This is a genomic window from Bradyrhizobium sp. USDA 4011 (assembly GCF_054063415.1).
This window is the reverse complement of record NZ_JBSSGG010000001.1, coordinates 5,739,785-5,765,711: the sequence shown is the minus strand read 5'-3', so window position 1 is coordinate 5,765,711 and position 25,927 is coordinate 5,739,785. Positions and strand designations below refer to the sequence as shown.

26 protein-coding genes and 5 pseudogenes are annotated in these 25,927 nt (G+C 63.9%); 8 read left to right on the top strand and 23 right to left on the bottom strand.

Annotated features, from left to right (window positions below):
- Positions 1–10 precede the first annotated feature (10 nt).
- Together ACVW1C_RS27215 and ACVW1C_RS27210 are read right to left on the bottom strand one after the other, a co-directional pair.
- A complete protein-coding gene (locus ACVW1C_RS27215) occupies positions 11–1,288 on the bottom strand; it encodes a type II toxin-antitoxin system HipA family toxin (RefSeq protein WP_456761021.1) in 1,278 nt (425 codons plus the stop codon).
- Complete coding sequence (locus tag ACVW1C_RS27210) at positions 1,263–1,586, bottom strand: helix-turn-helix domain-containing protein (protein ID WP_456763188.1); 324 nt, start codon at positions 1,584–1,586, stop codon at positions 1,263–1,265. Before ACVW1C_RS27210 ends, ACVW1C_RS27215 begins: the two co-directional genes overlap by 26 nt.
- 140 nt (positions 1,587–1,726) lie before the next feature.
- On the opposite strand from ACVW1C_RS27210, the gene ACVW1C_RS27205 reads away from it, so the two are divergent.
- Complete coding sequence (locus ACVW1C_RS27205) at positions 1,727–1,951, top strand: hypothetical protein (protein ID WP_456761020.1); 225 nt, start codon at positions 1,727–1,729, stop codon at positions 1,949–1,951.
- Here the strand turns inward: ACVW1C_RS27205 and ACVW1C_RS27200 are convergent.
- Positions 1,940–2,711 (bottom strand): annotated as a pseudogene (locus ACVW1C_RS27200) (SDR family oxidoreductase). The gene ACVW1C_RS27205 and the pseudogene ACVW1C_RS27200 sit on opposite strands and share 12 nt — an antisense overlap.
- Positions 2,712–2,914: 203 nt before the next feature.
- On the opposite strand from ACVW1C_RS27200, the gene ACVW1C_RS27195 reads away from it, so the two are divergent.
- The gene (locus ACVW1C_RS27195) at positions 2,915–3,118 is read left to right on the top strand and encodes a hypothetical protein (protein ID WP_456728346.1); all 204 of its coding nucleotides are present in this window, start codon (positions 2,915–2,917) and stop codon (positions 3,116–3,118) included.
- 9 nt (positions 3,119–3,127) lie between these two features.
- Here ACVW1C_RS27195 and ACVW1C_RS27190 read toward each other — a convergent pair whose 3' ends face one another.
- The 3 genes and pseudogenes from ACVW1C_RS27190 to ACVW1C_RS27180 form a co-directional block, all read right to left on the bottom strand.
- Complete coding sequence (locus ACVW1C_RS27190) at positions 3,128–3,433, bottom strand: ribonuclease toxin HepT-like protein (protein ID WP_456761019.1); 306 nt, start codon at positions 3,431–3,433, stop codon at positions 3,128–3,130.
- A 73-nt stretch (positions 3,434–3,506) separates the two neighbouring features.
- Positions 3,507–4,031, bottom strand: coding sequence for a DEAD/DEAH box helicase (locus ACVW1C_RS27185; RefSeq protein ID WP_456728347.1), 525 nt, complete (start codon positions 4,029–4,031; stop codon positions 3,507–3,509).
- Positions 3,965–4,147 (bottom strand): annotated as a pseudogene (locus tag ACVW1C_RS27180) (hypothetical protein); the annotation flags it as partial. The pseudogene ACVW1C_RS27180 and the gene ACVW1C_RS27185, both read right to left, overlap by 67 nt.
- A gap of 409 nt (positions 4,148–4,556) precedes the next feature.
- Between ACVW1C_RS27180 and ACVW1C_RS27175 the strand changes: the two are divergent.
- Together ACVW1C_RS27175 and ACVW1C_RS27170 are read left to right on the top strand one after the other, a co-directional pair.
- A complete protein-coding gene (locus tag ACVW1C_RS27175; RefSeq protein ID WP_456761018.1) occupies positions 4,557–4,940 on the top strand; it encodes an IS630 transposase-related protein in 384 nt (127 codons plus the stop codon).
- Positions 4,832–5,503, top strand: a complete 672-nt coding sequence (locus tag ACVW1C_RS27170; RefSeq protein ID WP_456761017.1) for an IS630 family transposase — start codon at positions 4,832–4,834, stop codon at positions 5,501–5,503. Before ACVW1C_RS27175 ends, ACVW1C_RS27170 begins: the two co-directional genes overlap by 109 nt.
- 99 nt (positions 5,504–5,602) lie before the next feature.
- Here ACVW1C_RS27170 and ACVW1C_RS27165 read toward each other — a convergent pair whose 3' ends face one another.
- Genes ACVW1C_RS27165 through sfnG form a run of 7 tightly spaced genes read right to left on the bottom strand, consistent with a single transcriptional unit; the run spans position 5,603 to position 13,001 of the window.
- A complete protein-coding gene (locus tag ACVW1C_RS27165) occupies positions 5,603–6,799 on the bottom strand; it encodes an acyl-CoA dehydrogenase family protein (protein WP_456761016.1) in 1,197 nt (398 codons plus the stop codon).
- Between the two features lie 22 nt (positions 6,800–6,821).
- Positions 6,822–7,610 (bottom strand): ABC transporter ATP-binding protein, encoded by a 789-nt coding sequence (locus tag ACVW1C_RS27160; RefSeq protein ID WP_456761015.1) that lies wholly within the window; start codon positions 7,608–7,610, stop codon positions 6,822–6,824.
- Positions 7,611–7,670: 60 nt separating this feature from the next.
- Positions 7,671–9,002 (bottom strand): ABC transporter substrate-binding protein, encoded by a 1,332-nt coding sequence (locus ACVW1C_RS27155; protein ID WP_456761014.1) that lies wholly within the window; start codon positions 9,000–9,002, stop codon positions 7,671–7,673.
- Positions 9,003–9,029: 27 nt separating this feature from the next.
- A complete protein-coding gene (locus tag ACVW1C_RS27150) occupies positions 9,030–10,073 on the bottom strand; it encodes a branched-chain amino acid ABC transporter permease (RefSeq protein ID WP_456761013.1) in 1,044 nt (347 codons plus the stop codon).
- Positions 10,074–10,076: 3 nt separating this feature from the next.
- A complete protein-coding gene (locus ACVW1C_RS27145; RefSeq protein ID WP_456761012.1) occupies positions 10,077–10,967 on the bottom strand; it encodes a branched-chain amino acid ABC transporter permease in 891 nt (296 codons plus the stop codon).
- Positions 10,967–11,884 carry an ABC transporter ATP-binding protein gene (locus ACVW1C_RS27140; RefSeq protein WP_456761011.1) on the bottom strand — a complete coding sequence of 306 codons (918 nt, stop codon included), beginning with the start codon at positions 11,882–11,884 and terminating at the stop codon, positions 10,967–10,969. The genes ACVW1C_RS27145 and ACVW1C_RS27140 overlap by 1 nt, the downstream gene beginning before the upstream one ends.
- A gap of 16 nt (positions 11,885–11,900) precedes the next feature.
- Positions 11,901–13,001 carry a dimethylsulfone monooxygenase SfnG gene (gene sfnG / locus ACVW1C_RS27135; RefSeq protein ID WP_456761010.1) on the bottom strand — a complete coding sequence of 367 codons (1,101 nt, stop codon included), beginning with the start codon at positions 12,999–13,001 and terminating at the stop codon, positions 11,901–11,903.
- A gap of 817 nt (positions 13,002–13,818) precedes the next feature.
- On the opposite strand from sfnG, the gene hisN reads away from it, so the two are divergent.
- The 3 genes and pseudogenes from hisN to ACVW1C_RS27120 form a co-directional block, all read left to right on the top strand.
- Entirely contained in the window at positions 13,819–14,610 is a 792-nt protein-coding gene (hisN, locus tag ACVW1C_RS27130) for a histidinol-phosphatase (RefSeq protein ID WP_456761009.1), read from the top strand.
- 145 nt (positions 14,611–14,755) lie between these two features.
- Positions 14,756–15,235: a DeoR family transcriptional regulator gene (locus tag ACVW1C_RS27125; RefSeq protein ID WP_456761008.1), complete on the top strand. Its 480-nt coding sequence runs from the start codon at positions 14,756–14,758 to the stop codon at positions 15,233–15,235.
- Positions 15,236–15,306: 71 nt separating this feature from the next.
- A pseudogene (locus ACVW1C_RS27120) lies at positions 15,307–15,522 on the top strand (hypothetical protein); the annotation flags it as partial.
- A 134-nt stretch (positions 15,523–15,656) separates the two neighbouring features.
- Here ACVW1C_RS27120 and ACVW1C_RS27115 read toward each other — a convergent pair.
- From ACVW1C_RS27115 to ACVW1C_RS27070, 10 genes and pseudogenes are all read right to left on the bottom strand, one after another.
- Positions 15,657–15,947 (bottom strand): annotated as a pseudogene (locus ACVW1C_RS27115) (IS5/IS1182 family transposase); the annotation flags it as partial.
- 185 nt (positions 15,948–16,132) lie between these two features.
- A complete protein-coding gene (locus tag ACVW1C_RS27110) occupies positions 16,133–17,020 on the bottom strand; it encodes a terpene synthase family protein (RefSeq protein ID WP_456761007.1) in 888 nt (295 codons plus the stop codon).
- Positions 17,017–18,567 carry a hypothetical protein gene (locus ACVW1C_RS27105; protein ID WP_456761006.1) on the bottom strand — a complete coding sequence of 517 codons (1,551 nt, stop codon included), beginning with the start codon at positions 18,565–18,567 and terminating at the stop codon, positions 17,017–17,019. The genes ACVW1C_RS27110 and ACVW1C_RS27105 overlap by 4 nt, the downstream gene beginning before the upstream one ends.
- A gap of 281 nt (positions 18,568–18,848) precedes the next feature.
- On the bottom strand, positions 18,849–19,847 hold the full coding sequence (locus ACVW1C_RS27100) for a polyprenyl synthetase family protein (protein WP_456763187.1): 999 nt from the start codon (positions 19,845–19,847) through the stop codon (positions 18,849–18,851).
- Between the two features lie 134 nt (positions 19,848–19,981).
- Positions 19,982–21,325: a cytochrome P450 gene (locus ACVW1C_RS27095; protein ID WP_456718557.1), complete on the bottom strand. Its 1,344-nt coding sequence runs from the start codon at positions 21,323–21,325 to the stop codon at positions 19,982–19,984.
- Positions 21,325–22,170: an SDR family oxidoreductase gene (locus ACVW1C_RS27090; protein ID WP_456763186.1), complete on the bottom strand. Its 846-nt coding sequence runs from the start codon at positions 22,168–22,170 to the stop codon at positions 21,325–21,327. Before ACVW1C_RS27090 ends, ACVW1C_RS27095 begins: the two co-directional genes overlap by 1 nt.
- Positions 22,157–22,465, bottom strand: a complete 309-nt coding sequence (locus tag ACVW1C_RS27085; RefSeq protein ID WP_456761005.1) for a ferredoxin — start codon at positions 22,463–22,465, stop codon at positions 22,157–22,159. Before ACVW1C_RS27085 ends, ACVW1C_RS27090 begins: the two co-directional genes overlap by 14 nt.
- Position 22,466: 1 nt before the next feature.
- A complete protein-coding gene (locus ACVW1C_RS27080) occupies positions 22,467–23,756 on the bottom strand; it encodes a cytochrome P450 (protein ID WP_456761004.1) in 1,290 nt (429 codons plus the stop codon).
- Positions 23,757–23,850: 94 nt separating this feature from the next.
- Positions 23,851–25,053 (bottom strand): cytochrome P450, encoded by a 1,203-nt coding sequence (locus ACVW1C_RS27075; protein WP_456761003.1) that lies wholly within the window; start codon positions 25,051–25,053, stop codon positions 23,851–23,853.
- Between the two features lie 201 nt (positions 25,054–25,254).
- Complete coding sequence (locus ACVW1C_RS27070) at positions 25,255–25,380, bottom strand: hypothetical protein (RefSeq protein WP_456761002.1); 126 nt, start codon at positions 25,378–25,380, stop codon at positions 25,255–25,257.
- Between the two features lie 399 nt (positions 25,381–25,779).
- Between ACVW1C_RS27070 and ACVW1C_RS27065 the strand changes: the two are divergent.
- Positions 25,780–25,893 (top strand): annotated as a pseudogene (locus tag ACVW1C_RS27065) (phospholipase effector Tle1 domain-containing protein); the annotation flags it as partial.
- Positions 25,894–25,927 lie beyond the last annotated feature (34 nt).

The following is a 25,927-nucleotide window of genomic DNA, read 5'->3' as shown; positions in this document are numbered from 1 at the left end:
AGCACCAACCTCAGTGGTTAGCCAGGGAGGGCCTCGGAACGTGGCCGGGATCTAGAACCGGGCTCATCTCCTCGATTTTGGCATCGATCTTACTAAGAACAGCGGCCGGAACGACTTCCCGCTCTGGGAGCTGCCACCAATGGTCGTTCACCAACGATACGACCTCCTCGACGGCCGAGATGACCGCCGGTTCGGGTAGCCGGGCGCGATTGGCGAACTTTCGCCAGCGGTCCGGAGTAAGCGCTTTGAAGGATTTCTCTCCTCCCAAAGAGAGCGCCATATCGTCCTTCGGAAAATAAGCGGTGGTTGATAGGACGTCGTACACGGGGGCGATGGCCGGAGTGCAACCATCACCTGGGTATATTGTGGACCAGTTCTTCAAGTGCATGTCGCCGTTGCCGACAAGTGCGGCAAGTGCCAGTCGGCGAACGAATTCGAGTGCGGCGTCGGTCGAAACCGCCACGTTCAGCGCGGAGGCGATGTCGTGGTATGATGCGTCATCGTATTTTTTGGATGGCTGCCGACCAAAGATCTGAGCGAAGTCTTCGATGTGAATTCGGGTACCTTTGGGCCCACGGTCGAACCGCTTCACCAGCAAGAACTTGCCGGTCGACAGCGTATTGAATTCTTCGGGAATTCCCTCGAAATCGGATTTTTCGACAAGCTCGCGTTCCGGCACATCCATTCCGAGGATTTCGGAGAGCGCCAAAATGGCGAATTCGTTTTCCGACAATCCGACAAGATTGGTCGAGGGGAATTTTGCGATGTACTGTCCTTGCTCGTCGCCGATAGGCAAAGTCAGCCCGCCACCCTTGCCCGTGTTTTTCATCACGGAGAGCTTCATCTGAACTCCGGCCAAGGAAAACCGCGCTTTGATCTCACGTGGATTGGCTTGAACGGCTATCGTGGTGCTACCGTCGCTCGGCACGACGCGCACTGCACCTGGCAGGTCTTCGCCAAGCGCCGCCAGGAGGTCGAAATCGTTTCCTTGCCTCACTGTTCCCGCGTGGTGCTTTTCCATCGCCTCGCGAAGCTTGTCCTCGGGCAACATATTCGCGAAGAACGCGGGCAGCATGTGTGCTGCGGGCTTCGGATCCTTGCGAAGGCCACCATCGGCGGAGCGGAGCGAGAGGCTTAGTATCGGGGGCTTCGCCATAGCTCGATAGGCCGGATCGAGACTGAAGGCATTGAAATCGCCTGGCGTACGCACGACCGTTCCGACCTTGAGGTCTTGAAGGAACACGTCCAGCGACTGGATGGTGTTAGGGGCGCGGACCCGGGTGCTCATCATCATCATCCATATCGGTGGTGAACGCTGGTCGGTCCTCGTCTTCGGACGGCCGAAGGAGTGCGTTGACGCCGGGCACCATGGCCTGTGGGATCAGCATTAGCTCCATGCCGAGAGCGCGCGCGACGTTAACCAGCGTAGTCGCCCGCGCAGCGGCGTTGCCCTGCTCAATATCGCGGTAACGCGGCCGGGAAATGCCCGCACGTTCGGCCACCTGCTCTTGAGTTAGGCCTGCTTGCTTTCTTGCATCCCGGAGGAGGCGTCCTAGCTGTTGGGTTGCTTCCGAGTTCCGTTCCATGATCTGTTTACGCATCTTTTTTCTAAGATACGCAAAGGTATCATTTGTTGCCAACTTCGTCAAGGCTTAGATCTGTTTACGTATCATTGCACAATAAAAAGATCCTCAAACGTATCTTCAAAGCCAAAGCGCGGTTCCCAATGCCTAAAGCAATCTTCGACCAGCGCTGGGCGAACCACCGCGTCCGCATGGACTTCTACGACTCCCGCCGCCCAGCCAAAACGGCTGTCGAGCAAGTCTTCGACGGCGCCGGCGACACGCCAAAATCAAGGAATTTTTTCAGTATTTTTTCAAGTGCAGGCAATAGGTTCGCCGCGGGCGGTTTTGCCCCAGAGCAGATCCAAGCTGGTTACCTACGCCGGTAGTTTAACTCCGGTCAGCTTGCCCAACTTATCGATGAGTTCGTCCTGGAAGCTCGGATCAGTCGCCTCATTGGCCGGCTCCTGTCGCCGGAGTTGATGCCAGTAGCGGCCGCTAACTAGCGCGGCCGGATCGTCGCTCACGGCCAACCAGGCTTGCGTCTTCTGACCCGTTTCGACATCTACCGGGCCGCCCGCGCCACCCATCTTCGTGCGCGCTCAGCCTGGATCGACCGCGTTACTTAGGACGCTTGGCCAGCGTCGCGCCAGCGCGGACGCAAGCGCGACGAGGTGCAGCTTGCTCTCGGCATAGGCCCTGGCCGAATCCCAAGACCTTTTGGTCCAATCAAGGTCATCCAACGAGCCTTCCCCGTCACGATGCAGCCGCTGGTGAGATAGACCAGTCTAGCGGGGCGCTCGATCAGTGCCGTCAGCAAGTAGGGTGCACGAGTATTGATCGCCAGCGTTCCAGCATGGCCTTCTGGAGTCGAACCACGACTCCGCCGTGTGTAGACGCCCGCGTAATGGATGATCGCATCCATGCGCCCGATCGCGTTCATTTGGTCCGTGATGCCTTTCGTCTCGGCGCCGCTCTGCAGGTCCCCGACCACAACTCGTTCGGAGCGCAACGCGAGCTCTCCGAGGGCTGCGGCCCGGTCGACGCCATCGCGCGTGTAGCACCACTCCGATGCCCCTGATCGAGAAGCGACTGCGCCGCCGCCCAGCCGAGACCATCCGTACTGCCGGTAATGAATACGATCGCCATGCGATGCACCTCCGGATGTTTCGGAACGCACTCTACAGCACCAACGCATCACTACCGATAGCGCTCGCCGCTGACGTCCCGCGTTGAGGGGGGCAAAATCGCAACGATTTGCCAACCATAGATGCTTTCCGAGCCGGCCGCTAACCAATCGAAAATCGATCCGCCTCATGTTCGCGTCTCGAAGCTGAATGGGAAGAACAAACATGACGGGATCGGCAATTCTTGAAAACGTGCGTCGCTACCGCGCAATAGCTTCGCTGTGCCGTCAAGCCGCAGCATTCCGCCCAGTCCAACGAATTTCATTGCTGACACAGGCCGACGAATGGGAGCAGAGAGCGGTTGGTGAGATCGAAGAATACTTTGACGCCCAAGACTGTCCGATATCGGATGCACCATCGGCTGCATGATGTATGAGTTCAAGGCCCTTCAGAGAGAGCAAGACGACGCAGAAGGCTCATCATCGGCCCAGCGGTCATCCGCTCAAGGCAGGTCACGGCTTTGACAAACGCCGGAAACGCTGTGCGTACTCCAGCAAGGTTCTTGTCGACTTTTCGCGGATCAAGATCAAACCCATACCGATGCCGGACGACGTGACGGAATCCCTTCAACTCGACAAGGAGGCCGTAGAGTTCGGAGTCAAACAAGGGAGGACGTTTGCCATCGATCCGCGGCCGACATCTGATCCAGCAGGTCCTGACGAGCCGACTCGCCAGTCGGCACATGGCCGTCAATGTCGTTTGCGAGGAGTTAATGGATTTTGTTGTCCCTCCCCCTCGCGGCCGAAAGCTCGGACGGCTACGTGCCGCCGGCCATCGCCGATATGTCCGCTATCTTGCCGCGGTTCTGCTTGGCCCAGAGCGATCGTGCTAATCCTTCCGGGACCTGCTCTCTGAACTTTCCGACCTTGATGTTGGCGACGAATTCCGCGACGTCCTCGGAATCGATCTCCCGCATCTGCGCGAGCTTGTCCAAGATCGGGCGAAGCTCCTCCTGTTTGATCTTGGAGACCGAAACGCCCAGTTCGTGAACGCCGGATTTGAGGCCGGCCATCGCCAAGGCTGCACTGAAGACCGCGGTCGCTTGGGATCCTCTCCATAGAAAGACGTGCATGTCCCGGTCTTCCGGCACCAACCATCGATGTTCCAGATCGAGACTTCTGAACATCTCGCGTCCTTCGGACAACAGGACCTTGGCCTTTTCGTCGAGGTAAGATGGCACGTCGTTCGCGAGATAGACCGATCGCATTTCCGCTATTAGCCTGTCGTGCGCGGGCTCGCCGGTCGAAGGTTCGAAGCGCGGCACGACGCCGCCCGGAGCCAACAGCCGTCTTCTTCGTGACGGCCGGTCAGCCGAGCGCAGGCATCGTCGAGGAGCCCCTGGCCGACCTCCTGCCAGACGGACTGGGGACCGTACAGTCGTAGCGCTGGCGCCCGCCGGTCCTTTGTCCGAATCCTGGATGTCCCGATGGCGCCATTACATCATCTGCCCCTCTCTCGGGAGGCCCTCAATAGCGAGTTCGGGAAGGCAGGAGATGATGAATATCCTTATCGACCTCAATATCGAAGCAAAATGGCGGATCCAATTATCGCCAACAGGATCGCTCTTGATCTCGGACCCGCCCTAGCTGCCATTCGACAGATAAGGCTCCGTTTAAAGCGCCTTGAGAAGACGGCGGGAGTCTTGCCGTGGACATGGACGCCGCTGGTCTGATCGAGACCGTCGACCTCCCGACAGCACACCTCCTGGTCGCTCTAGAGCATTTTCCGACGGGAATGAATCGGTAGGGATTCCCAAAGCAGCACGAGTCAGATTCAAGGGACATGCTGACGAAGGAGGTCAGCATGTATGACCAGGGCGCTTTCAGTTGATCTTCGCCAGAGGGTGGTAGCCGCGATTGACGGTGGCTTGTCCTGTCGACAGGCCGCGGAGCGTTTTGGTGTCAGCGCGGCGAGCGCGATCCGCTGGCGCAGTCGCCTCAAGGAAGTTGGCGACATCGTTCCTAAACGCCAGGGCGGTGACCGCAAATCGCAGCGCATCGAAGCACATGCACAGTTGATCTTGGACGCGGTGACAGCGAAGCCGGATATCACGCTCGCCGAGTTGCAAGAACTATTGAAGCGTTGTGGCATATCGGCCGGCATCGCGTCGCTCTGGCGTTTCTTCCAGCGCAGAAAGATCACACTCAAAAAAAGACAGCGCACGCTGCCGAGCAACGGCGCCGCGATATAAATGCCGCGCGTGAGGAGTGGTTCGAAGGGCAAATCGATCTTGACCCAGAGCGCCTCGTCTTCATCGACGAAACCAGCGCCAACACCAAAATGGCGCGGCTTTACGGGCGCTCGCCACGCGGCGAGCGATGTCGCGCGGCCGTCCCACATGGACATTGGAAGACGACGACATTCACCGCTGGATTGCGCGCAAACGGTCTAATCGCGCCGCTTGTTCTGGACGGTCCAATGGATGGCGACGCTTTCCTGGCCTACGTCGAACAATTGCTCGCCCCATCGCTGCGGCCCGGCGATACCGTTATCATGGACAACCTGCCCGCTCATAAGGTCCATGGCATTCGAGAGGCCATCCAGGCGGTCGGCGCAAGCCTGCTCTATCTCCCTCCCTACAGTCCGGACTTCAACCCGATCGAGATGGCCTTCTCTAAATTGAAGGCGCTGCTGCGCGCCGCGGCCGCGCGCACCATGCCCGATCTCTGGCAAGCAATCGCCAGCGCGCTCAAACGCTTCTCACCCGAGGAATGTCAAAATTATCTCGTCGCGGCTGGTTACGACGCAACGTGATCGGAAAATGCTCTAGCATCGCCACCGGCAATGGAGAGCTATTCCACAAGAGAGACATCTCATGTGCGCCAAGGTTGGCAAGGTTCCCCTAAATTCGACTTACTCTCCCCCCTCGTAGAAGAGCTCCAGCGGCAGACCGACCAGCGACTTTCCGATCCAGTCGCGCGCGATGACGTTGGAGGGCCCCATCGCGATCGCTGCACGGGCGTCGCGATAGGCGCGCTCGATCGGACCGCGGTGATAGCCGTAGCCGCCCGTCACCGTAAGCGCCGTCGCCGCGACCTTGTTGGCGACCTCGGCAGCATGCACCTTGAACTCGGTCAGCGGGATCAGGATTTCGCTTTGCGGCTTGCGGGCACGCCAGAGCGCGTCGAGCTTGCCCGCGAGTTCGTTGCGCCACGGCCGCAGCGTCTCGACCAGCACCTTGGCTGCGCCGAGCTCCTGGCGGATTGCCTGATAGTCCGACAGGCTCTTGTTCCTGTCCTTGTGCACGAAGCTCGTGGTGTGGGCGATCGCAGCGTTCAACGTGCCGCGCGCGACGCCTTCCCAGACCGCGCCGAGCCCGATCAGATAGACCGGGGACACGCCGTCATAGATGATCTCCTTGCCCTGCCCTTCGGCACCGAGCCGGTCGCGTTGCGGCACATGAACATTGCTGTAGCGGATCGCCCCGGAATGGTTGGCCCGCACGCCGAGCGCATCCCAGGGCCGGGACTCGATCCCCTCTGCCTTGCCGTCGACGATGAAGAAGATGATGTCGGCCTGATCCTTGGCGCCCGGTGTGCGCGTCTGCACCACGTAATAGTCGGCCTGGCCCGAGCTCGTTGTGAACGACTTCTCCGCGTTGACGCGATAGTCGTCACCGTCGCGCGAGGCTTCGGACAGATTGTACCACCAGTGCCCGCCGGTGGCGCGTTCGCTGGTCGAATAGGTGCCGAGCAGACTGCTATTATTCGCCTTCAGCCAGCGCTCCTTCTGGTCGGCGTTACCGAACAGATTGATGGTCTGCGCCGCACCGACATGCATGACATAGACCAGGCCGGTGGAGGCATCGACCTGCCCGATCCGGTAGGCGGCTTCCGCGAAGTCCAGATGGCAGAGGCCGAGCCCGCCGAACTGCGGCTCGTTCAGCACACCGGTCCAGCCGGCCTCCGCTAGCGCGCGAAGATTCTCGCGCGGAAAGCGGCTCTCGCGGTCGTTGCGGTCGGCATTCACCTTCACCGTCGCGTCGATGGCGGCATCGAGCCTGGCATAAACGTCGTCGTCGATCTTGCGTGCGAGATAGTTGTTGGCCATGGTCAGTTTCTCCGGGTTGCAATCATGCGACAGCTTCGCGCGGCTGCCTCCGGCCCTGATCGCCCTGCGACGATCCGCCGAGATAATGGGTCTTGATGTCGGCGCGCTGCCGCAGTTCGGCCGCGCGGCCGGCCAGCACGCCGCGCCCGTTCTCGAGCACGACCGCGTGGTCGGCAAAGCGCAGCGCCACGGTCGAGTTCTGCTCGGCGACCAGGATCGACAGTCCCTGCTCGCTGTTGAGCTGCTGGAGCACGCGAAAGATTGCCTCGACGACCAGTGGCGCGAGGCCCATCGACGGTTCGTCGAGCAGCAGAAGCCGCGGGCGCGACATCAGGGCCCGGCCGATCGCTGTCATCTGCTGCTCGCCGCCCGAGGTCAGTCCGGCGAACGTGCGGCGATGCTGCTTCAGGCGCGGAAACAGCTGATAGATGCGATCGAGGTCCGCGGCGATCTCCGCCCGGCGCGCATCGCGCCCCATCGCGCCGGTGATGAGGTTTTCCTCCACCGTCAGCGAGGCGAAGCAGTGCCGCCCCTCGAGCACCGGCACGAGGCCGGCGCGCACCAGGGTTGCCGCCGAGGTGCCGGCGATTTCACGGCCATCGAAAACAATCCGGCCCGCGGTGATCTGGCCGCGCCGCGCCGAGAGCAACGCCGAGACTGCCTGCAGCGTGGTCGACTTGCCGGCGCCGTTGGCGCCGAGCACGGCGACGATCTCGCCGCGCCGCACGGCAAGCGAGACGTCGCTGACGGCCGCGATCGCGTGGTTGTAAGTCGCGGCCAGGCCTTCGACCGAGAGCAGGGTTTCGCTCATCTGTTGATCCATCGTCTTGAGGGACGCGGGAGCCGGACAGCTCCCGCGCCCGTTGCGGCGTCAGTTGCTGACGGGATCGTCGCCGGAGGTCCGCACCTTGATGCCGTGCTCCTTGGCATAGGCGGCGGCCGACTTCTCGATGATCGGACGCAGGAAGGCCCAGTCCGGCGCGATCCAGCCGGAGACGACCTTCCACTTGCCGCCGTCCCACTGCTGGAAGGTGACGCGGCCGTCGCCCTCGTGATTGTCCCAGGTGACGTTGATCGAGTGGAACAGATCCTTGGCGCCGAGCGCTTCGACCCGCGCCGGATCGAGCTGCAGATGCTCGAAGCCCCTGCGCACTTCGTCGCCGGTCAAGATGCGCTTGCCGAACTTCGCCTGTGCGATGCGGATCGCCTCGACATTGAGGATGCCGTTCACGATGCCCAGATTGTGGTAGACGCTGCCGATCCGCTTCTTGTCGTCGAGATTGCCCTTGCCGGCGCCATAGACCGTCTTGATCACCTCCTGCAGCACCGGATACTGCGCGCCCGAGGCCTGCGTCGTGATCGCGATGTAGCCCTTGGCGGCGTCGCCGGCCGGGATCACGTCTTCCTCGGAATTGGACCAGACGTTGCCGATGATGTGGTCGGCCGGAAAGCCGACCTTCTGCGCGGTCTTCAACGCCACCGGGTTCATCACGCCCCAGCCGCGCAGCACCACGTAATCGGGCTTGGCGCGGCGGATCGACAGCCATTGCGACTGCTGCTCGTTGCCGGGATGCGGCACCTCGATCTGCTCTAGACTAAACTGGTACTTGTCGGCCAAGAGCTTGTAGATCGGGATGGTCTCCTTGCCGTAGGGCGAGCCGTGATAGAGCACGACGATCTTCTTGTCTTTCAGCTTGTCGACCCCGCCCTCGCGGCTCGCGATGTAGTTCACGATTCCGGAGGTCTCGCTGTAGGGATTGAGCAGCAGCGGGAAAACGTAGGGGAACACGCGGCCGTCGGTCGAATCGGTGCGGCCGTGATTGATGGTGATGAGCGGCACCTTGTCCTTGGTGATGCGGTCGATCATGGCGTAGGCGATGCCGACCGACAGCGGATTCCAGGCGGCAACGCCGGGCCGCCCCTTCAGCCGCTCATAGACCTCGACGCCGCGCTCGACCTCGTACTGGGTCTCGCCCTCGTCCCAGGTCAGCTTGACGCCGTTGACGCCGCCGTCGCGGATGTTGATCAAATTGAGATAGTCGATGAAGCCGCCGAAGAAGCCGGTGCCGCCGGCCGCATAGGGACCGACCCGGTAGCTCTGCAGCGGGAAGAACTGCTCGTCGGCCCGCGCCGCCGGTGCTGCGGCCAGCACAGAGGCCACCGCCGCGGCGAAGGCAAATTTCAGATATCTCGATTTAATCATCTTGGGTCTCTCCAGTGGTGCGAAATGTCAGGTGTTGCGGATGGCGGCCGGCCGCGCGACCGCTCGCCAAAGCCGGTCCCACAGCGCGATCAGGCCGCGCGGTTCGGCGATCAGGAAGGCGATGATGAGCACGCCGACGACGATGCGCTGGCTCATCTCCAGCACGCCGGAATCGAACACGCCGCCGAGCAAGGCCGCGCCGGCGCGTGACAGGATCAGCGGAAACACCACGATGAAGGCGGCGCCGAGAAATGCGCCGCGCAGCGAGGCCAGCCCGCCGATGATGATGATGAACAGGATCTGGAACGAGCGATCCAGATTGAAGCCGGCCGGCTCGACCGTGCGCAGATAGGCGAAGGCCCACAGCGCGCCGGCAATGCCGATCAGGAACGAGGAGACGCCGAAAGCGAGCAGCTTGGTGCGTAGCAGCGGCACGCCGATCACCTTGGCGGCGAGTTCGTGGTCGCGCACCGCGATGAAGTTGCGGCCGCTCTGTGCACGCAACAGCCGCAGCGTCAGGAACGTCGCGACCGCCACGACACTCAGCGAGAACACGTAGCGCCCTGCCGGGCTGGTGAAGGTGAAGCCGGCCACGCTGAGCACCGGGGCATCGATCACACCGGACGGATTGTCGTTGGAGAACCAGCCGAACTTGGTGAGCGCCCATTGCACGAAGAACTGCGCGGCGAGCGTCGAGACCGCGAGGTAAAATCCGCGCAGCCGCAGGCTCGGCAATCCGAACACGATACCGATCGCGGCCGCGATGAGGCCGGCGAGCACCAGATCGACCAACAGCGGCAGCTCCGGCAGTCGGAGGTGAAGGTTGTAGGTGGCATAAGCGCCGACCGCGAGGAACGCGGCGGAGCCCAGGGACACCTGCCCGGCGTAGCCGGTGAGCAGGTTGAGCCCGACGGCCGCGAGCGCCAGCGCGAGGAACGGCGTCAGCACCGCGTCCATCAGATAATCGGAGCCGAGCAGCGGAACGGCGCCGAAAGCGATGGCGGCCCCGACAGCAATCGCAAAGGCTCCGGCGCCGGGCGAGAGCTGTGCGGTCGATGGTGCTGCGCTCATGGCCTAGACCCTTTCGACCAGCTTCTGCCCGAACAGCCCCGACGGCCGCACCAGGAGCAGCACCAGCGCCATGACATAGGCCGCCCAGGCCTCGATGCCGCCGCCGAACAGCGGCCCGACATAGACTTCGGAGAGCTTCTCGATGGCGCCGATCAGCAGACCGCCGATGATCGCACCGGCGATCGAATCGAAGCCGCCGAGCACCAGCACCGGCAGCGCCTTCAGCACCACCAGCGACAGCGAGAACTGCACGCCGAGCCGCGCGCCCCACAGCAGGCCCGCCACCAGCGCGACGATGCCGGAGGCGGTCCACACGCTGGCCCAGACCCGCGGCAGCCGCAGGCCGACGGCCAGCGCCGCGAACGGATCATCGGCGACTGCGCGGAACGACAGCCCGGTGCGGGTGTAGCAGAAGAACAGCGCAAACAGCGCCACCAGGCTGCCCGCGACCGCCGCGGCGAACAGGTCGAACCGGCTGATGAGGACCCCGGCGATGTCGAGCGGCACGTCGTTGATCCCGATGTCGAGGCCGTGGACCTGGGTGCCCCACAACAGCTGCGCCGCGCCCTCGATCACATAGGACAGCCCGAGCGTCGCCATGAACAAAGTGATCGGCGGCTGGTTGACCAGCGGCCGCAGCACCGCGCGCTCGACGCTGACGCCGAGCACGACCATGATCGCGAGCGTGATGACGAAAGCAACCGGAAACGAGATGCCGCGCTCGATCAGGCTGACGAAGGTCAGCGCCGCGAACAGCAGCATCGCGCCTTGCGCGAAATTGAGTACGCCCGAGGTCTTGTAGATCAGCACGAAGCCGATCGCGACCAGCGAGTACATCACCCCCGACAGCAGGCCACCGACCAAAACCTCGATCAGAAACTGATAATCGAACATCAGACCGCGAGCTCCGTGACGTCCTGATGCGCGACACCGAGATAGGCGTCGATCACCGCCTGGTCGGCCCTCACCTCGTCGGGCGTGCCGTCGGCGATCTTGCTGCCGTTGTCGAGCACCGCGATCCGGTCGGAGAGGCCCATCACCACACCGATGTCGTGCTCGATCAGAACGATGGTGGCGCCATAGAGGTCGCGCGCATTGCGCACGTGCTCGGACAGATCGAGCTTCTCGCTCAACGTGACACCGGCGAACGGCTCGTCGAGCAGCAGCAGCCTCGGCCGCGCCACCAGCGCCCGCGCCAGTTCGACCCGCTTCTGCAAGCCATAAGGCAAGCTTCCGGCGGCGCGCTCGCGGACGTCGCCGAGATGCAGGAAACCGATGACGTCTTCGGCAGCGGCGCAGTTTTCCGCCTCGATCCGGCGCGCCAGCGGCGAGCCGATGATCTGGCGCAGGAAGCCGGCGCGGACGCGGTGCGCGAGCCCCATCAGGACATTGTCGAACACCGACAGCCCCTTGAAGATCGCGAGGTTCTGGAACGTGCGCGCAACGCCGTGCGCCGCCAATCGCGCCGTCGGCACCTGGGCGAAGGCGCGTTCGCCGAGCCAGACCCGGCCGCGGTCGGGCCGGTAGAGCCCGCTGATGACGTTGAGCAGCGAGCTCTTGCCGGCGCCATTGGGCCCGATGACGGCACGGATTTCACCCGGTGCGACCGCAAGGTCGATGTCGCGCAGCGCGGCGACGCCGCCGAATGTCAGCGCGATATCGCTCAAGGCCAGCACCGGCCATGCCACGCGATCTGCGGCCTGCGCAAGGCGCCGATCGGGAGCATCGGTCGTCGCCGTTGCGAGCGCCCTGCCTTGCGCCGGGGCCGCCTCCAGCGCGAGGACGCCGGCATCTGTCGCTATCGCCGTCACGCCGCGCGACTCCCCGTCACTCGGCTGCCTGGGCGTGCACGGCGGTCTTCGCCTCCAGCGCACGGACCAGCGGAATGACGCGGCGGCCGAAATACTCGACCTCCTCCTGGAAGTGCAGGAAGCCGAGCAGCACGAGATCGACCCCTACCTCCTTCAGCGCGACGATGCGCTCGGCGATCTGTTCCGGCGTGCCGATCAGATTGGTCTTGAAACCGTCATTGTACTGGACGAGATCCTCGAAGCTGGATTGCGCCCAATTGCCCTGACCTTCCGGCGAGGCCTTGCCGGCATTCTTCACCTCATGCCCGAACGCGTTGACCGCCTCCGGATCGGCCTTGACGATGATCTCGTCAAGCACGGCGCGCGCCTCGGCCTCGGTGTCGCGCGCGATCGCGAAGGCGTTGACGCCGATCTTGACCGAATGATTGTTGGCGCGCGCCTTCGCCCTGATGTCGTCGACCTGCTTCTTGATCTCCGCGACCGAATTGCCGTTGGTGAAGTACCAGTCCGACACCCGTGCGGCCATGTCGCGCGCGGCGCGCGAGCTGCCGCCCTGGAAGATCTCGGGCAAGGGATGCGCCGGCTTCGGCTTCAGCGTGTAGTCGGAGAAGCGGTAGAAGTCGCCGCGGAATGTGAAATTGTCCTGGGTCCAGATTCCGCGCAGCGCGCGGATGAACTCCTCGGAGCGGCGATAGCGCTCGTCGTGGTCGAGCCAGGGCTCGCCGATCGCGGTGAACTCGCCGCGGAACCAGCCGCTGACGATGTTGACGGCGACGCGGCCCTCGGTGAGCTGGCTGATGGTCGCGATCTGCTTGGCTGCGACCGCCGGATTCCACGGTCCGGGCAGCAACGCCGCGATCACCTTCAGCTTCGTGGTCGCGGCGAGCAAAGCGTGGCTGAAGGCGACAGGCTCATGCTGGAACTCGGCGCCATAACCGGCGGTGAAGCGGATCTGGCTCAGCGCATAATCGAAGCCAGCCTGCTCCGCGATCTGCGCCAGGCGGCGGTTATAGTCGATGTCCCATCCGGTTCGCTGTTCGATCTTGCTGATTACAAGGCCACCGGAAACATTTGGAACCCAGTAAGCGAATTTGACCTGATCATGGCTGGTAGTCATTGGAATTGCCTCAAACGTTGGACGTGACGGGGTGAAGAAGGCAGCACGAAGCGTTCGCGCGGGCGCCCATCCAGTGGGTTACAGCGCGGCTCATGCGAGCTGCCGGCAGATTTGAACTAGGGGAAGGGTGGCCGATCAGTATCCGTGATACGCGCCGGCACACGCTCGCTGCGTCAACAACACACCGTTCGATACGATGTCAGCGGCGCGGCGCGACTTCGAGATCGGTCAAACGGGCCATTGCAAGTCATCCGCATTCCCCTCGCAGGCAGCATCGGCGAACGATCAATAGTCTCAGAGAAAGCAGAGACGAGCGAGTCCAAGGCAATCTCTTTTTCAGCCAGTCGGGGAAAGCGGTATTCTTTTGTTGATGCAAAATGCATCGTTTGATGCTGAGCGGTCGATTTTCTTCGGATTGAACGTGCCGCTAAACACCGAGCGACGCTTATAACGCGCTGGTATTGCGTCTAGCCCCGAGCCTTGCTGCTCCATTCGGTAAGGCGAGCATGCATGCGCGAAGAGATGAGGAGCTGACTATCGCGGACCAATGTGGGTTTTGGCGCCTCCAGGAGGTGTCGGCACATTATTCCAGCGATTAGTAGTTGCCCGATGAAGCCAAAAGCATTTCTCTGTCGAAGCCAATATCAATTACCGCATGGTAGGCCGGAGTGGCCGTCCGGTTAGAGATGCGAGCAATAATCGGGATAGCTTTTTTTGTTTTTCTGCGTGGCAACCGAAGCCACGGTATCAAAAGCGATATGGCAATATGTGTTTTTGTATTTTAAGCTCGATCTGTAATGCTCAGGAGGTTGCCAGCATGGATGGTGCAGACTCGATGTCTGATTTGGTCGATTTCGCGTTCGAGATCGCTGGAAGCGCAGGTTCTCACGCCACCGAATGGTTTCGACGGCCGATAGACATCAACACGAAGGATGACGAGAGCCCCGTTACGGAGGCAGATCGGCGTGTCGAGGAAGCCATCAGAAGGGCGATTTCCGCTCGATTTCCAGAGCATTCGATTTTCGGTGAAGAATACGGGATCCAAGGTGATCTCGATTCGCCTACGTGGGTGGTCGATCCCATAGATGGCACGCGCAGCTTCATTTCCGGGTCTCCGCTTTGGGGAACGCTGGTCGCGCTCGCTATCCAAGGGCGTTCACAGATTGGCGTCGTCGAGATGCCCGCATTGCGGGAACGCTGGACGGGCGCAACCGGCCTGGGTAGCTGGTTTGTCAACTCGAGCGGCATTCGCACAAAATGCCAAGTTCGCGACTGCCGGCGCCTCGCCGACGCGAACTTCTACACCACGTCGCCGCTCTATTTTGCAGAATCAGAACGCGATCAAATCCTGGGCATCAGCCAAACTGCCCGGATGTGTCGCTTCGGCGGCGATTGCTATAATTATGGGTTGCTTGCATCGGGACACATCGACCTCGTCATCGAGACGCGGATGGAGCCTTACGATTTCATGGCGCTGGTGCCGGTGATCGAAGAAGCCGGCGGCATTGTCACCGACTGGGAGGGCAAGCCGCTCACGATCACCTCCGGCAAGCGGGTCATCGCTGCAAGCACGGCAGAACTTCACGCCGAAGTTCTGCCGTTGCTCTAGAAACGATAGAAGCGCGGCTGAGTCGGTCAGTTACGTGGAAGGATGGGCGCCAGCATCATGTCGGTTGGACGCATCGAGCCTATTGTCGTATCGCGCTATGGCCCGAAGCCGACGATAGAAACTGCTAAGATACTGGGGAACATCTATGTGGCAAGAGGAACGACGGCGTCACATTCGATCGATGTTGGCAACGTTCGGCACGCTTAGCGTTGATCGGCTGACGGAAGATTTTGGAGTGTCGCTCGAAACGATACGCCGCGATCTCATGGAAATGAAAGAAAGCGGAGAACCCCGCCGGGTCCGCGGCGGAGTCGTTCCGGTTGCCAAGGACAAGGAGGCTGCCTGCCAATTGCGCACTGCCGTACGTAGCCGCGAGAAAAGAGCGATTGCCAGGGCAGCGGCAGCAATGGTCGAGGCCGGTCAGACGATCCTTCTCGACGCGGGAAGCACGACAACCACCCAACGCTCAGCTCAGATGGAAGGGCTCATTGTCGTCACCAATTCTCTGAATGCCGCCAAGTGCTCAACTTCCGCGGGTGATTGCACGCAGCGCGGAAACAGAGGTGTAATCCTGGGTGGGCACGGACGATCCGTCCGCAACGCTCGGGGCGATTACCGTCAATGAGATAGCACTCGCTACCGAGAAGATTTAGCGATGGTCTCTCCGTTCGGTCTCGATGCGACCGCGGGTGCGATGAGCTACATCCCGACGAAATAGAGACAGCGAGAGCGATGTTTGATCATGCGCGGAAGCGCGTTATTCTCGCCGACTATTCCAAAGTGGGTGTCGTTAGCCGGGTTTCGTATTGCGCGCTGGTAGACGCAGACTGCGTGATCGTCGACGTCAGGGCCCGTCAGAACGCCATGTTTCCGCAACTGTGCTCAGTCAATCCGAACGTAGTTGTCGCTTAGGGACTGCGGCGCATCGAGAGGCACGCGAGGCATTTCCTCCATCCCAACATACCTAGATTCCAAATTTGTAAAAACTTAGCGACCGCTTGCGGCTCGCGCCATTGTGCCGCCATCGAATTGCTCAGAAGTGAGCGGAGCGCGTGTCCGATGTAGCGCAGCGCCGTGCTGCCTTTGCGATACAGCCGCGCATCCGGATCGCTCGTGGACACGTGTGCATGGTTGCTGCGCGATTGTCCGCGGAAGTCGCTGCCGCCCTCGTCATCGCCGTCCTTCTTGAACCTCTTCTGCCCGGCCCAAGCCTAGATCAACGTGCGATCCACACTGAAATTTTCGCCCGACAACCAGCCCCGGTCATTGGCGATCTCCACCACTTTGTTGAACAGCGCGATCACCGCATCGTGTTCGATCAATCGCTCGCAGTTCTTGCAACCTTGGCCGGCGCCGTTTGCCGACCCAGCACGAGGTCCAGATGGCTGTCCTTAAGCCGGCTCAGGGCGCCGTGTCGCTCATGTTCGCTCCGTCGGTCGCATCGGGCGACGGCGTTGCGCCGGATTGGACCGACGGCAGTGCGTGCACGCCATCGCCTCCCGCGCGTTCAAGCCGGCGCACGCTAGCCTCCCCCCGCGGCGTCGCTGCGGTAGCGGCTGGTCGAGGTCTGGTAGTACTGGGCGTGGATGGCCGCCATGGCCTCGATCAACGCTCCCCACGGCGCGGGAAAGCGTTCTTCCGCCATCAGCCGATACAACATGCGCGTATGGCCGGCCAGCTCGTCGTTAAGGAACTCCACGACAGGCATAGCCGGATAGCGCTGCAGCAACAGGATCGCCGCGTTGCCGGCCTCGCCGGCCGACCTGTCCTTGTCCCGTCCATGCAGATCGTTCTGCAGGCGCCCTATCGCGGAGATGAGCCGCAGGACCTGGCGAAACGCCGGACGCGCGCGCAAGGTCGCCATGTCCAGCCCCCACAGCAACGACAGGCAACAGAACACGTTCGTGTAGGCGATCGAATCGATGCCGTTGTGCAGGTACTCGGCGTAGGACCAACGTTCCGCGTCTGCCGTCTGCGCCTGTCCGGCGCGCAGCGCCGCGCAGTAGCGCCGGGTATCGTCGAGAAGCTGAGCATAGTCGCGACGATCGTAGGCAAGCGCAGCCAGCGAAGCGCGCAGCACAGCGCAGCCCTCGAATCCGGGGAGCGCGCACGGCTCGCCATGTCCCAGCGCCTGCTCCACCGCGGCGAGTTGTTCCGGCGCGATCAGGCCAAGGTCGTTGCAATCGTCGAGCCAGAACAGCAGCGCCAATTCGCGATAGAACGCCACGATCAGCGTTTCGTCCTGCGGATCGCGGCCGGTTCGGGCGCTGATTTCGCGCAGGCTCGGGTGGATGCGCTGCAGGATGTACCGGCCGCCCCTGACGGCTTCCATGGCATGCTCGTCGGCGAACCCGGTCAGGGAACGCCCCCACTCCAGCACCTGCTGCAGCGCGCGTTCGGGCTGGATCATGGCGCCGCTCCTGCTCCCTCGGCCAGGACCCGCCGCTCCCAACGAAGCGCCAGCCACAACCCGGCGAGTTCGGCCACACGCACGACCCGGGTGGGGCAATACAGTTCCTTGCCGATCCACAGCGGCGTTTGCGGCAATGCATGCGCCGCATGGCGGGCGAGCATCCAGTCCAGCGCACGTGCGACCGCCTGCGCGATGCGCCAGCGCCCTGTCGGCTCTTCGCTCCCGTCCATCACGCGCAACGCGAACAGCGCATAGGCGGTTTCCTCGAATGTGGACGCGCGACCGGCGCCCCAGCCGCCGTCGTCACGCTGCGCCTGTAGCAGCGCCGCCAGCGTGCGCTCGTCGCGCCACTGCGGCTTGCCTTGCGCCAGCGCAGCGAGCGCATGCGCAGTGGGATACAGCCACGAAACGTGCCATTTTTCGTTGTCCCATAGACCGTGCGGGTTGCGATTGGCCTCGACGTAGGCGCTGGTGCCGGCGGCGGGCTTTCCCAATAGTCGCAAAGCATGCAGGGCATGGATGTTGGTCGACACCGAAGCATTGCGCTCGCCGGGGAAGGTGGCGAAAAGCCCGCCAATTTCGAAATGGCGCAACGCATCTACCGCCGGGTCACGGCCAGCAAGTCGCAGGACGCACAACGCAACCGCGGTGTCGTCCGCATCGGCCGCGAAGTGCAAGGCCGGGCCCAGACCGCGCCCGCTCAGACGCGCGTCAAGCTGCGCGACGATCACGCGCACCGCCTCGGCGAGCGCGGGATGCGCGAACAGCCCGGCCAGATGCAGGGTGTACAGCGACCAGCATGGCTCGAACACATTGATCGGCCAGACGTTGGGAACGACCCCTTCGATGCCGCTGCGCGTCGCCCGCGATGCCGTCTGCAAATACGCGTCGGCGCGCCCGACCTGCGGCGTGCTCCTCTGTGTCACGGCGTGCGCGCGCCACGCGGCGGTGGCCGCCGGACTGATGCCGATGCTGCCGTCCTCATCCGGGAGTGCGGTGGTCGGCGACGTCCCCCAGGCTTCCCAGGAGTGCAGCAATGGATGGCCGCTCGGCAACGTCGTCACCGCCGCCAGCTTGACCAGGCGCGTTTGCCGCAACGGCAACAGCGCCGGGTGGCGCGGAAACGCCACGCCGGCCAGCGAGGATGTGGCCTCGCCGCAAAACTGCGGCAGGATCAGCTCCGCGCCGATCGGCGCGTCTTCCGGGACCGCATGCGCGTAGGGATCGGGCTGGCGCTGGAGGAACCGGATTGCAGCCTGGACTGCGTCGGCAGCGCCGGGAAGAGGATAGGCGCGCTGCAATGCCAGCAATGCCGCCCACGTAGGCGCATGGCGGAACAGCGGGAAGTCCGCGCTTCCCCATCCGCCATCGGCCTGTTGCTGCGCCATGAGCCACGCGTATGCATCCTGCCGACCGGTGACGTTGCCATGGAACCGCAGAGCTCGCGCCGTGTCGTAGACGGACGGACCGACGCTGCCGCCATCGCTCATCTCGCTCAGCAGGCGACGCAATTCGGAGAGGATCTGTTCGGACAGCGCGTTCACGCGGGATGCTCCTTCAGACGGATGGGCAAACGTCGCGCGCATGTCGCCGCATGGCCGTCGCTTAGGCAGTGCCGGACGGCCGCCCTGCTCCGGCGCGGCGACCACCCCAATGCTGGCGCCGGCCCGCCGCATAGGCTTGCGGGCAGCGCGCCCGCGTGCGCCGCGGCCGTGCCGGGCAACCGCTGCGATCGGCGCCGGAGACTTCGCACATAGTGCAGCATGCACCGCTGCCGCCGGCCAATCGCAGCGGCACATGAGCGTCTCCAAGCGGACGGGCACGCTCATGCGCATGGCGCGTGCTTGAACAGATACGCGTTGGCCCGCTGCAGGATTTGCGCCAACCGTTCTGCACGCGGCCCCAGCGGCGCGATGGCCTCCCCGGCATCGCGCAACAGATCCAGCGCGAACTGGCGCGCTGCCTGCAGTCCCATGATCGACGCGCAGGTCGGCTTCTGCGCCGCCGCGTCCTTGCCGGGGGTCTTGCCCAGCGTCGCGGTATCCGCTGTCACGTCGATAATGTCGTCGATCACCTGCAACGCCAGGCCGAAACAGGCGCTGTAGCGATCGAGCGCACAGTACAGCGCAGCGTGCGCGGCATCCTCAGCGATGGCGCATAGCGCGCCCATGCGAACGGACGCGCGCACTAGCGCTCCGCTCTTCATCCGGTACATCGCCACGATCCTGTCCAGCTCCACGTGCTTTCCGACCAGCGACAGATCGATGGCCTGCCCGCCTGCGGCCCCCTCGGCGGACACCGCCTGCGCCAGTTCGCGCACGAGCGCGATACGGTAGTCGCTCGGCGCATCCAGGCTCGCCAGGGTCAGAAAGGCGTGCGCCTGCAGCGCATCTCCGACCAGGATCGCAGTAGCTTCGCCGAACTTGACGTGCACGGTCGGTAGGCCGCGACGAAGCACGTCGTCGTCCATCGCGGGCAGATCGTCGTGGACCAGGGTACAAGCGTGCATCATCTCGATGGCGGCGCCGACGTCGTCGAGCATGTGCGCCGGCTTGTCGGCCAGTGCGCCGGCAGCCAGACAGAGCAAGGCGCGGGTGCGCTTCCCGCCATGCAAGGTGGCGTAGCGCATCGCCGTCATCAGCTCGGTCTCACCGTCACGTTCGGCGCAGAGAAGGCGCGCCAGCACCTGTTCGACCCGCTTTGCGCCGTCCTGCATCCAGATCTCGGGCAGCAGCCCGCCGGATGCGCCGCGCGCCTGTCCGCCCAATCCGCCGAGCGCGGAATCACCAGTCCTGTCGTCCTGTGGCGTGGAACCGGTCTGCATGTTGTTCATGTCCTTGTTCCTGACAGGCGAGCCGCCGAGGTGTCGTCCGCGTCGCACCGTGCGCGCGCGGCGAGTGCAGCAATGCCGCGCGTCGCCGGCACCGCTGCCTCGCCACAGGGGCATGCGGTGCCAGCTCATGAGAATCCGATGCGGATAGTCATGGACGGATGTGCGGTCGGGTAATACCGCCGGCCTTTTTCGACGCTGCTCAGCAACCGCGGCCGCACCCCGGCCTCGTGCATGGTCAGCGCCAAGGCGATGCAGAACTGCACCAGTTCCAGCCATGCCAGGTGGTAGCCCATGCAGACGTGTGGGCCGGTACCGAATTGCAGCATGTCCACCGGACGGATCGGCTCGGTGCGTTGCAGCCACCGCGCCAGCCGAAACTGATCAGGTGCGTCATGCAGCAGCGCCGAGGTCGAGAAATGCAGCAGCGGGATGCACAGATCGGTGCCCGCGGGAATGCGCCGTTGGCCGAGGCGCAATTCACGCACTGCGCGACGCACTAGGAGGGGCGTCGGCGGATGCACGCGCAGCGTTTCGCGGAACAGCGCCTCGGCGACCGGACACTGCGCCAGGTCCGCGTGCCGGGTCGGCACCGCGCCCACGCGTTGCGCCTCCTCGACCAGGGCGTCCCACAGCCCAGGCTGCCGCGCCAGCTCGATCACCATCCAGGCCATTGTCGAGGCGGTGGTGTCGTGCCCACCAAGCAGCAGCAAGCGGATATTGGCGACCAGGACGTCATCGGTAAGCGCATCGTCGCTGCGATCGAAGTCGCTCACCATGTCGTTGATTAACCCGGTGCGCGAGACATGTTCGCGCGCGGCGCGGACGAACTCGCGCAACCGCGCATCGATCCAATCGCGGGCGGCGCGGCCGCGCCGCAAGGGCAGCCCGGGCAGGTCGACCGGGGGCGCGACGATCAAGTGCAACAGTTGCCGGTACTTGCGATGCCATCCCGGCAGGTCCTGCGCGGGGATTCCCATGAGACTGAAGATGAGCTTGAGCATCAGATCGCCGGTTTCACGCAGGATAGTTACGTCGCCGCGGTCGCGCCACCTCTGCACGCGCGCCCGGATGACGGGCGCGAACAGCTCGCCGATGCCGGCCTGGGTCAGCCCCTTGGGCAGGAGCGCCGCCTGGATCGCATCGCGCGCCTGCCGGTGCGCGATGCCGTCCTGGGCGACCAACGTTCCGCCAAACAATTCGGGCGCGATGTCTTCGATCAGCGCCGATGACACGTCCTTGTGCCGGAGCAGTGCGAGAGCATCCGGGTCCAGACTGGTCATCAAGTGTCCGGCAGGGCCGAAATCCAGCCAGAATTGGCTGCCCAGCGTCCGTTCCGCGCGCCGCAGCAGGCGCGGCAGGTCGCAGACGACGGCGGGAAGATGCCCGACCAAGGGGAAAGCACCCGGCACGACCGGGATGTCGTGCCGCAGGCGATGCCGACGGTTCAGCGGGTTGAGCAGCATGTCCATCAGCAGCGCCGCGACGCGTCCGCCTCGGCGGTCTTGCCGGAAGGCCGCGCGGCGCGGCTGTTGCCACCATCGGCGTACGTCGGCACATGCGCCAGCATGCCGCCGTCGATGCACACGACTTGGCCAGTAATGAACGCAGCATCGTCGGAGAGCAGGAACGCCACCAGCGCGGCCACGTCTTCGGGGCGGCCGACGCGCGGCAGAAGCTGGTGCCGGCGCAGATGCCCTTGCGTGCACTCGTCCAGCTTGGCAAGGAGACGATCGGTCATGATGAGACCCGGCGCAACCGCGTTGCAGCGGATCTGCGCATGACCGTACTGGGTGGCGAGCGAGGCGGACAGCATGTTCATCGCCGCCTTCGACGCGGCGTAGGACGTCTGCGCGGTGTCACCGCTGAGCCCCTGGCACGACGACATGTTGACGATCGCGCCACCACTGCGGGCGATCATCCGTGGGATGGCCTGCCGGCAGCAGAGCAACGTGCCGCGCAGATTGGTCGCCATTGTCTGATCCCAGACCGCCAGGTCCAGGTCGAGGATCGCGCGGTCGCGCGGAGTCAGGTGCATGGCGCTCGCGTTGTTCACCAGCAGGTCGACCCCACCGAAGTGCCGCTCCGCCGTTTCGAATAGCGCAGCCACCGCCTGCGCATCGGCGATGTCTGTGGCCAAGGCCAGCGCGTGGTCCGCTTCGGATGCAATTTGCGCGGTGCAGGCGATAGCCGCCGAGCCATCAATGTCGGCGACCACCACCCTGCCTCCCTCGCGCGCGATAGCGAGGGCGCATGCCTTGCCGATGCCGGCGCCGGCACCGGTCACCACGGCCACCTTGCCTTCAAACCGTCCCATGGTGTCCTCCTGGATGGCGTTGGTCTCTTGCGGCATGCCGCTCGGCCTCCGGTGGAGAAGGCGGAGGGTCTGTGCTGCCGCGCTCGTCATCGCCAGCGTCGCTTTCGATGACCCGAATGGCGGCGACTGGGCACTGGCTCGCCGCGAGCCTCACGGCGGCGTGCAGCGCCTGCGGGACCGTCGCCACGCACACTTCAGCCACGCCGTCCGATTCGCGCTGGCGAAAGGTGCCCGGCAGCGTCAGCACGCACTGCCCGCTGGTTCCGCACAGATCCTGGTCGACCACGACGCGCATCTCAGCTCCGCTGCGCATGCATCCGCACCGGCAGCGCGCGGAACGTCCGAAGGAATGCGGAGGGCTCCCGGGTCGGCTCCCCGGCCAATGCCAGCGTGGGGAAACGGGCCTGGATCCGCGGCAGGCTCTCGGCCAACTGCACCCGGGCCAGTTGCGCACCGAGGCAGAAGTGAATGCCGTGGCCGAAGCTCAGCATGATCTGCCCGTCGGTCGACATACCTGGACTGGTGCCGTAGAACCGCGCCGGATCGAAGCGATCGGGATCGGCGAAGGCGTCCGGGTCGCGATTGCCGGACGCGATCAGCACGCGCACGTCCGCGTTCTTCGGGATCACCACGCCGCCCAATTCTATGTCGCGCTGGGCGATACGCGGAATGGAGCTGAACATCGCGGGCGCGTCGCAGCGCAGGACTTCTTCGACGAACGCCTTCACCCCCACGGCGTCTCCCTGCAGCCAGTGCCTCTGTTGGGGATACGCCAACATCGCCAGGACCGCATGGTCGATGGTGGCAGCAGTGGTGGCGAAGCCGCCCAGCAGCATGCCCCACAACATGCTGATCAACTCCGCATCCGACAGCGTGTCGGCATCATCGTCGTGTGCGCCGACCAGCATCGACACGATGTCGTAGCTGGGATCGGTGCGCTTGCGCTGTATGAGGCCGCCGAAGTAGGCCTTCACTCTGGCACTGGCCGCGTCCGCCGCGGCGATCTGGGGATCGCTGGCGTGCGGGCTCAGGCCTTCCAGAACGGCGCCGATGCCGGCGGCGAGTCCGAACATGTCGTCCTGGGGCATGCCAAACAGTTTGGCGAAGACCAGCATCGGCAAGGCCAGCGCGAATTCCCGATGCAGGTCCACGGCCTCCCCGCGCTCCAGTGCGGGCGCCATGCCGTCCAGGCGCGCGGCGACGATGCGCGCGATGCTCGGCCGCAGGTCGTCGATTTGGCGCATGGTGAAATCGCGCGAGATCAGCCGGCGCAGACGCGTGTGCGCCGGTGGGTTCTTCATCGCTAGCGTGGACGCCAGCAGATTGAGCGACAGGCTGGTCGCCGCATGCGGGAAATAGCGCGCCAGTTCGCCTGGCGCCGGTCCCAGAAACGCATCGCCCGTGGCCTTGAGCGCCCAGTAAATGTCGGCGTGGCGGCTCAACAGAAAGAGGCCCGACGCCGCGCGATGCACCGGATCGTGCTCGCGCAACCACCGCATGAACGGATACGGGTCGTGGATGCACGCCGGCGACGCCAGTTCGGCGAAGGCGTCCCGGTATGCTGCCCTAGTTTCTTGCACGTCCATCCTGATTACCTGTCGGCGGCTTGATCTGAGCGGCGCGCCCCAGGCGCGTCGGCAAATTGCGGAGAAGATCGCGATCCGCGGCGCGGTCCGCGCATCACCAGAGCACCGGGAACTCCTCGAAGCCGCCAGTAATGATCTCCTTGCGCAACTTCAGTTCTTCAGGCGCCACGGCCAGACGCAGCGCGGGAAAGCGCTGGAAGATCGAACCGAACACCGCCTTGAGTTCCAGCCTGGCCAGCGCCCCGCCGATGCAGGAGTGCGGCCCGTAGGAGAACGCCAGGTGCGGCTCTCCCTGGCGTTCGATATCGAAGATTTCCGGGTCATCGAAATGGCGCGGATCGAACGACGTCGCCGGTAGGCCGACCAGCACTTTGCTCTCCGCGGGAATATCCACGCCCGCGATGGTCACGTCGGTCCTCGGATATCGCATGATGCCGTCCCAACCCGCGCCCGGCGGGTACATGCGCAGGATTTCCTCCACCGCCTTGTCTACCAGGGATGGGTCGCCGACCAGGCGTTCGCGCTGTTGCGGATGGCGGAACATGGCCAGAAGGCCGAATTCGATCTGCGCGACGGTGCTCTCGTGCCCCGCCACCAGCATGCCCGCCGCCAGGCCGATCGCCTCTTCCTCGGTCGCCTTGCCCTGGTCGACCGCCGCGAGCAGATCCGTCAGCAGGTTGTCGCCCGGAGCCTGGCGCTTGTCGCGCATCTTGCCGCGCATGTAGGCGCGCAGTTCTTCCCAGGCCCGGCACGACTCACTGCGCGGGCCGCTTTCATGCTGGTGCGTCATCACCTCGTCGGACAGCCGGGCGAAAAAGGCGCGATCCTCGTAGAGCACGCCCATCAGCGCGCTGATGACCATGGCCGGAAGCGGAAAGGAGAGGTGGCGCCTCAGGTCGGCGGGCTGAGGCTGGGCCGCTAGTTTCCCAAACAACTGCGCGGCGATCGCTTCGACCTGCTGCGCGAGCAGCTTCAACCGGCGGTTGCTGAAGGCCGGCGCCACGATCGTGCGTAACCGAGCATGCTCGCCCCCCTCGTGCGAGACCAGCCAGCCCGGCGAACCGAGAATCACCGAATCCGGGGTGAATGCCGGCGGCGGCATTCCCGCGGGCCGGAACGCCGCGTCGCACAGCACCGCCTTGGCCTCGTCATAGCCCGTCACCCACCAGCCTTCGTGTCCGGACGGGAAGCGCACGCGGTGGATCGGACCGTTGGCGCTTAGCGTTAACATCTCCGGCGAAGGCTCGATGTGATCGACGCGCCACATCGGCAGCGTCGGCAAGGATTGTTCGGACATGGTGGCACTTCATTCTCTAAGCGATGAATGGGCGGAAGGTTACCGATAGGAGCCGCGGGCAGCGAATGCGCAAGACGGCAGGTAGACGACATCCTCCCCGGCGATGGTCAGCGCCAGATCCCCCATCCGCACGAGCGGCGCGAGGAAGGCGCAGCGCAATTCCAGGCGTGCCAGCGCAGCGCTCAGGCAGAAATGCGGCCCCTAGCCGAACGAGAGGTGCGGGTTGTGCCGCCGCATGACATCGAACCTGTCGGCATCGCCATAAATCGACTGACCGTAGGGATCGGTGAAGGAGGTCGAGGTACCCGCCACCGACTTGTCCGCCAATATAGCCTCCGGGTCGCACACTTCCCGTGGCAGTTTCACTGGCTCCCAAAAGAAGAACTCTAGATCGCATCCAACCCTTCCCTGCATTTGCTCGTCCACAACCGAGCGCCAAGTCATTGCACAGCAAACCGTCGGAACGGACGAAACGCGAACAGCGACGCGCGCCGTGTCCCGAAGACCATCGCACTGCGATTGGTGATGATGCCGTAAACAGAGCAAATCGCGTGCCGAGGTGAATTCGCAGGCTCAGCAGGCACTTCGTAGCGCGCGTATGTCAGGTTTCTGGCATTGGGTTTCAATGCCGACAATGGCGCAGCAAGTGCCCGACAGAGGTCTGCTCTCGCGCTGAATGTGCGGGGCGGCCTTGCGCGGATTTCAAGCAACCGGATTGGCTGTGGAATGTGGTTCGCAGGAAACCACTGCGATGTCGGAGGTAGTTATCCCGAAAATGAAACCCGCCTCTCCGACATCTCGCTGGGTTGGATGGCGCATGCGGCCCAGACCTTTCCCGACCGCAAGGGGCCCGACGGATTCGGCATCAAGGTAC

Coding starts and splice junctions, on each gene's coding strand:
- ACVW1C_RS27215 (WP_456761021.1), bottom strand. CDS start 1,288: ATGAGCACCCGGGTCCGCGCCCCTAACACCATCCAGTCGCTGGACGTG.
- ACVW1C_RS27175 (WP_456761018.1), top strand. CDS start 4,557: ATGACCAGGGCGCTTTCAGTTGATCTTCGCCAGAGGGTGGTAGCCGCG.
- ACVW1C_RS27085 (WP_456761005.1), bottom strand. CDS start 22,465: ATGCGCGTCGTGGTCGACCAGGATCTGTGCGGAACCAGCGGGCAGTGC.
- ACVW1C_RS27155 (WP_456761014.1), bottom strand. CDS start 9,002: ATGATTAAATCGAGATATCTGAAATTTGCCTTCGCCGCGGCGGTGGCC.
- ACVW1C_RS27080 (WP_456761004.1), bottom strand. CDS start 23,756: ATGGACGTGCAAGAAACTAGGGCAGCATACCGGGACGCCTTCGCCGAA.
- ACVW1C_RS27110 (WP_456761007.1), bottom strand. CDS start 17,020: ATGATCCAGCCCGAACGCGCGCTGCAGCAGGTGCTGGAGTGGGGGCGT.
- ACVW1C_RS27150 (WP_456761013.1), bottom strand. CDS start 10,073: ATGAGCGCAGCACCATCGACCGCACAGCTCTCGCCCGGCGCCGGAGCC.
- ACVW1C_RS27205 (WP_456761020.1), top strand. CDS start 1,727: ATGCCTAAAGCAATCTTCGACCAGCGCTGGGCGAACCACCGCGTCCGC.
- ACVW1C_RS27195 (WP_456728346.1), top strand. CDS start 2,915: ATGACGGGATCGGCAATTCTTGAAAACGTGCGTCGCTACCGCGCAATA.
- ACVW1C_RS27125 (WP_456761008.1), top strand. CDS start 14,756: ATGTGGCAAGAGGAACGACGGCGTCACATTCGATCGATGTTGGCAACG.
- ACVW1C_RS27075 (WP_456761003.1), bottom strand. CDS start 25,053: ATGTCCGAACAATCCTTGCCGACGCTGCCGATGTGGCGCGTCGATCAC.
- sfnG (WP_456761010.1), bottom strand. CDS start 13,001: ATGACTACCAGCCATGATCAGGTCAAATTCGCTTACTGGGTTCCAAAT.
- ACVW1C_RS27160 (WP_456761015.1), bottom strand. CDS start 7,610: ATGAGCGAAACCCTGCTCTCGGTCGAAGGCCTGGCCGCGACTTACAAC.
- hisN (WP_456761009.1), top strand. CDS start 13,819: ATGGATGGTGCAGACTCGATGTCTGATTTGGTCGATTTCGCGTTCGAG.
- ACVW1C_RS27100 (WP_456763187.1), bottom strand. CDS start 19,847: ATGCAGACCGGTTCCACGCCACAGGACGACAGGACTGGTGATTCCGCG.
- ACVW1C_RS27165 (WP_456761016.1), bottom strand. CDS start 6,799: ATGGCCAACAACTATCTCGCACGCAAGATCGACGACGACGTTTATGCC.
- ACVW1C_RS27190 (WP_456761019.1), bottom strand. CDS start 3,433: ATGTGCCGACTGGCGAGTCGGCTCGTCAGGACCTGCTGGATCAGATGT.
- ACVW1C_RS27145 (WP_456761012.1), bottom strand. CDS start 10,967: ATGTTCGATTATCAGTTTCTGATCGAGGTTTTGGTCGGTGGCCTGCTG.
- ACVW1C_RS27210 (WP_456763188.1), bottom strand. CDS start 1,586: ATGGAACGGAACTCGGAAGCAACCCAACAGCTAGGACGCCTCCTCCGG.
- ACVW1C_RS27095 (WP_456718557.1), bottom strand. CDS start 21,325: ATGGACATGCTGCTCAACCCGCTGAACCGTCGGCATCGCCTGCGGCAC.
- ACVW1C_RS27090 (WP_456763186.1), bottom strand. CDS start 22,170: ATGGGACGGTTTGAAGGCAAGGTGGCCGTGGTGACCGGTGCCGGCGCC.